Consider the following 5,040-nt stretch of genomic DNA (forward strand, 5'->3'; position numbering starts at 1 on the left):
AAACCCGCAGGGCAGAGACAGCGTTGCTGGCTCTGTGCGCAGCATGACAAGCCCGCCCGGACGCCCAAATGCACCTGGTATATCTACCTGCAATCAAGACAAAGAGGCAACTGAGCATCAAACTGAAGACGTTGGGAATAGAAACAGTGTTGCAGCTGGCAGACGCCAACCTTCAGCTAATAAAGAAGACGTTTGGTGTTGTCACTGAACGCACTGTGAGGGAACTTAACGGCACACCCTGTATCTCTATCGATCCACTCCCCGCCAAACAGCAAATCATTAGCAGCCGAAGTTTTGGTGAGCGCGTCACGACACTACAAGATATGCGCCAGGCCGTGTGTCAGTACGCGGAGCGTGCAGCAGAAAAACTGCGACAGGAACGACAATACTGCCGTCAGGTGAGCATTTTTATCCGCACCAGTCCGTATGCCACCGAACCGTTTTACGGCAACAATGCTCATCAGACGTTGATGCTGGCCACTCAGGACACGCGTGATATTGTGGCGGCATCAATGAGAGCACTGGATCACATCTGGCGTGATGGCTATCGATACCAGAAAGCGGGGATCATCTTGAATGACTTTTGTAGCCGCCCTGGTCAGATAGACATGTTTGATGAACAACCGCCAAGGGCCAACAGTGAGCAGTTAATGAGCGTTATCGACCGCATTAATAAAGAAGGGATAGGAAAGGTGTGGTTTGCGGGGCAAGGAATAGATAAAGGCTGGAAGATGAAACGGGAAATGCTCTCCCCTGCTTATACAACCCGCTGGGGAGATTTACCAAAAGTACAGCTATGAAACTAACGACCAAAACTCATCGAGTATGAACAAATTTCGTTTTCGCTTAAGTCCAAACATTCGCCGCATAGGGCCAGTAAGATCCAGCTCCGACCAACCATACGGATATTTCCAATCACCTTTTGAGCGATTAAATGTGCAAATACGCTCTACTTCAGCTTTTAATTTACTACCCCGAAAACCGTATTGAGACAGATATCGGCGTACTCGGGTTCGGGTAAACTTAGGGTCACTGGCAGGGCCGCCAACAAAATCGTTCACATCTTGATGAATAGTCATTGTTGTTGCACTAAATGCCCTTGCTGTACTCAACATTTCTAGGAGAGGTTCGTTCGGCATAAATTTATCCTTTGAATTATTAGACAAATCCCGACATTTTCTTTCTCACCACTTTAAGCGCTTCTTTCGTAGCTTGCTTGCTGTCAGATTTGAGTACTTCACCAACGGGGACGACCACACTCTCCCCCAAGGTCAGTGATATAACATCTTTTATCGACGCATGTGATGGTTTCCAACCGGTTGTCTGAGCTATCAATTCTACGACCTGATCTGCGGTCAATTCTTTCGTCAACATTGTTGCGATCAATGCTGGCAAACGTTCATCCAATTGATGCAATGCTAGCCCAGCAACGAATGCCTGACGAAATAACTCGCCACGTGCACGCCGTGGAACCGAATCAATTACCGATATGGCCTGCTCATCACTCTTTATCTCTTCGGGATGCAAATAGAGTGTGAATTTTTTTCGGTCGTCGCTCAACCTCACTCCCCTTCTTTAAACGCCGCTATTGCCGTAACCAGAGCTGTCTGCGGTGACGCCATCATAGAAACTTTGTTTCCAAGATGGCTCCATGCTTCTTGTATTGCTGATGTGATCAGTGTTGCGCCCCCACCGACAATGTAAACTCGGTTTACATGTCTGAAATCACTCAATTCATCAACTACACGCTTACCCAATTGGATGATCGCAGTATCAATAGTATCCATCACTAGACTAATACGGCTCTCATCATTGATGACTTGACGAACAAATTCTGGTTCTGCACGGCGCTTAATTAATTCATCAGCTACCATCGGACTTGTATCGCTGGATGCCATTTTCAACGCACTGAGCGTAGGCTGAGTGACCATCGATACACCAATTGATGAATTACCATGGATAGCACTGACATCTTCAAACTGCCCTACAATGACACCAACATCGAGTGTTGTTCCGCCTAAATCAATAACTAATGACTTTTCAAACGGCCCCACATTATCACTGACTAACTGAGCAAAAACAGCAGGAAGAGATTCAGGCATCACATCCACATGGGTAATAGTGAAAGAGTCTCCTTTATTCAACGTCACAGAACGCAGCAAATTATCAGTCTTACGCTGAATATTTAACGTGTTCTTCTGGCATTCAGATGTATAGAACTCACTGATCGGCAGGGTTACAGTTAATGATACTGACTGAGGTTTTAGACCACTATTGAGTAAAGCATGATGAACGGCCAGAACATTTGCATCAGAGTATTGATACTCAATGTGAGTCGTATTGATGGCTTCGCTACTCACTTCATCATAAGTATATTTAGTACCGTCCAGTTCGTAGTTAAAGGTTGCTCGACTTCCAATACCCTCAACTTTCCACCCCTTACGGAACGAATTTACTGAAATTGCCGTGTTCAAGGCACCGTTATCGAACCATGCAAGTTTTACGTTTGTTGAACCATCATCACAAAAAATATTCATCAGACCCTCTTTTAATACTCAGTATGAGTAACTAAATCCACCGTTAATCGTTTAAACCTCATTTTGAGTATCAACGAAGCCTTAGATAAAGAATTTAAAGCCTCAAAATGAGTATCTAATTTGTTTCACTCACTATAATGATTACTTAACTAGAATGATAGCAGCAATATAGCAGCTAGATACATTGTATGTGTCTGCAAGATAGCTGCAAGATTTAAATCACGAAAAGATTGCAGCTATCTTGCTGCAACCTGTAATCAATAACCTCTTTTTTCTTTGAGAGCTTCAAGCGCAGCCTCAAGCACTTCAACTATTTTTAGGTCTTCTCGCTCTGCTATATCTCTGATTGATTCATCAAACTCAGGCGTAACACGAGTGGCAAAAGCAAGAGTCCGATTAGTCTTTCTAGCAGAACGACCGTCACGACGAATATAAGGCCGGTGATCGTCAATCGGGGCCGGTGCAATTTCAGGGGCAGCAAGGCTGGTTGCAGCCTCATCCATAGAAGGAGGTGTACCCAATTTGCTCTTCACCTTTCTCAGTTTACTGACATCTGCCACAATCATTACCCTCCGATCTTGTTAATCAACGACTGAATCAATTCATCAGCTCTTGCATTCAAGCCTTTATATCGAGTTTCAGTAACAGAAAGGCCAGCGTTTTGTGCCTGGCGATAAGCTGTCTGTTCAAAAATACATCCATCCAGAATTTCGTACCCAGCTTCTTTAAGGTAATTTCTGGCTTCTGACTCTTCCGCATCAGTACCTATACGACTGAGTGCAAAAACAAGTTTAGCTTTCGGTATTCCCTCTTTGACCAAGCCGTGGAAAACTTTGACCGCAGGGATCAAATCATCCAGAGAGGCCCCTGTAGGTTGCACGATAAGGTCTGCGACTTTTGCAATTTCCGTTGTGCCTTTACTCGCGCGCGCAGGCCCATCAATAATGAGAAGTTCAAAATTTTCCGCTGCGGCTAAAGCCTGAGCTGCTGTTGAAAAAAGCTCAACGGAAGCTGCCGGTTCATAACCAGCCGCTAGACGCCGACGGTGCCAATCAGATGAGGTTGCCTGTTCAGTATCGAGGTCAGCAAGTTTGGTTTTTATGCCTCCCTTAGTTGCTTCTCGCGCCAATGCTCTGGCTTTTGAACTTTTGCCAACGCCACCTTTTTGAGAAACAAATGCCACTATCCAAGCCATAGTCACACCTTGAAAATTGCAGCAAGATTGCTGCAAGCATTAAAACACACGAACATGATTGCAGCAATCTTGCTGATATATTTATGATGAAATTACAATCTAAATAGCTGCTATATTGCAGCTATCTATCATCAATCATAAAGACAGATAATATTATTTATCATATTCTTAGGAGTAATAAGGGGAGGGTAAATAAAATTTTTCAAAGGGGAGAGGATGGTTCCTCCCGCCTTAGTTACGTTTCAGCTTGTTAGAATAACAAGCCGAACAGCCGCAGCAGTGCGACAATGAACTCTAAAACAACAATGATTGCTGATAGAAGATTCATCCATTTGCTCCTCATTTCTGCGGAGCATGATAACTGTCTACTTTATCGGTTTTTTTCGCCTAAAATTCAATGTGATCAGTAGTGACACTACAGTATTCCCAATCACTTTATTGTTCTTCGTTTATCTGAACATGAACGGGTAATCCTGCATCAAAGCATGACAGATAATACCGACCTACACTGAGTGTATCCCCATATAGCCGCACACGTAGACCATCACCTTGCAACAACATCAGGTACGGGGTTCCATCGAACGGCACTACATAGCATGCACTACGGGCGTAATAGGTTTGTCCGTTCAACATGACAGGTAGGGCATCTGTAACTGGCTTTGTCGGTAAATTATGAGGCAACACTAAGCAGGTCTTACGTTTTTGCCGATCGACTTCAGCCTGACTTTCATTTGCGTAGAGTAGCGTAGCGCATTCCAAACCATCGTGAGTGAGTTCGACAGCCAGTTGCAAATTCGACGCTCGTAAAGTACGAACCATCCCAGCTTTAGCTAACCGATGACATGCACCACGAAGATTAGGGCCATATACCGGCTTGTCATCACTAACAGTTAGCAATTTCTCAAGATCCTTTGTGGGTACTGGCCCAGGCTTCCGCTCATTCAGCGCGGCCAATATTATCAAAATATTTTTTTGCAACGCTGACAAGCGTCGAGCTGGTGAATGTTCTTTGTTCATTATCATAAATATCACTGTATGATTAATTATAAATTACACTAAACATATCAGATTTGATTAAATAAATATATACACAAATCAAACCATGATTGATTAATCATATAAAAATAACTATTCAATTCAAGATTGATTTATATCAAAAACTAATTAATCATTCATTCTCTCGTTATTAGTCACTCCAAACAAAATATCGCTTTAGATTACGCCCTAGTGAAAGTATGTTGCACTCTGCAATAAATACTCTCACATATATTGATTTATCTATTTGAGATATCGAGAATCACTTCATCT

The 5,040-nt window shown here is 43.4% G+C and carries 6 protein-coding genes and 1 pseudogene; 1 reads left to right on the top strand and 6 read right to left on the bottom strand.

Annotated features, from left to right (window positions below):
- Positions 1 to 104: 104 nt before the first annotated feature.
- A pseudogene (locus AEP37_RS22265) lies at positions 105 to 800 on the top strand (DinB/UmuC family translesion DNA polymerase); the annotation flags it as partial.
- Here the strand turns inward: AEP37_RS22265 and AEP37_RS22270 are convergent.
- From AEP37_RS22270 to AEP37_RS22295, 6 genes are all read right to left on the bottom strand, one after another.
- Positions 795 to 1,139: a hypothetical protein gene (locus AEP37_RS22270; RefSeq protein WP_049615376.1), complete on the bottom strand. Its 345-nt coding sequence runs from the start codon at positions 1,137 to 1,139 to the stop codon at positions 795 to 797. The pseudogene AEP37_RS22265 and the gene AEP37_RS22270 overlap by 6 nt on opposite strands.
- Before the next feature lie 19 nt (positions 1,140 to 1,158).
- Positions 1,159 to 1,560 carry a plasmid partitioning/stability family protein gene (locus AEP37_RS22275; RefSeq protein ID WP_049615377.1) on the bottom strand — a complete coding sequence of 134 codons (402 nt, stop codon included), beginning with the start codon at positions 1,558 to 1,560 and terminating at the stop codon, positions 1,159 to 1,161.
- Positions 1,561 to 1,562: 2 nt separating this feature from the next.
- Positions 1,563 to 2,537, bottom strand: coding sequence for a plasmid segregation protein ParM domain-containing protein (gene parM, locus AEP37_RS22280; protein ID WP_049615378.1), 975 nt, complete (start codon positions 2,535 to 2,537; stop codon positions 1,563 to 1,565).
- Positions 2,538 to 2,794: 257 nt separating this feature from the next.
- Positions 2,795 to 3,097, bottom strand: coding sequence for a hypothetical protein (locus AEP37_RS22285; protein ID WP_049615381.1), 303 nt, complete (start codon positions 3,095 to 3,097; stop codon positions 2,795 to 2,797).
- 5 nt (positions 3,098 to 3,102) lie between these two features.
- Positions 3,103 to 3,732, bottom strand: a complete 630-nt coding sequence (locus AEP37_RS22290) for a ParA family protein (protein WP_049615379.1) — start codon at positions 3,730 to 3,732, stop codon at positions 3,103 to 3,105.
- A 435-nt stretch (positions 3,733 to 4,167) separates the two neighbouring features.
- The gene (locus AEP37_RS22295; RefSeq protein WP_244880832.1) at positions 4,168 to 4,755 is read right to left on the bottom strand and encodes a hypothetical protein; all 588 of its coding nucleotides are present in this window, start codon (positions 4,753 to 4,755) and stop codon (positions 4,168 to 4,170) included.
- Positions 4,756 to 5,040 lie beyond the last annotated feature (285 nt).

The organism is Yersinia pekkanenii, from assembly GCF_001152565.1.
In the GTDB taxonomy this organism is placed as follows: Bacteria; Pseudomonadota; Gammaproteobacteria; order Enterobacterales; family Enterobacteriaceae; genus Yersinia; species Yersinia pekkanenii.

Bases quoted from the DNA above. Each gene is read 5' to 3' on its own strand.
- AEP37_RS22270 (WP_049615376.1), bottom strand. From the start codon at position 1,139: ATGCCGAACGAACCTCTCCTAGAAATGTTGAGTACAGCAAGGGCATTT.
- AEP37_RS22295 (WP_244880832.1), bottom strand. From the start codon at position 4,755: ATGATAATGAACAAAGAACATTCACCAGCTCGACGCTTGTCAGCGTTG.
- parM (WP_049615378.1), bottom strand. From the start codon at position 2,537: ATGAATATTTTTTGTGATGATGGTTCAACAAACGTAAAACTTGCATGG.
- AEP37_RS22290 (WP_049615379.1), bottom strand. From the start codon at position 3,732: ATGGCTTGGATAGTGGCATTTGTTTCTCAAAAAGGTGGCGTTGGCAAA.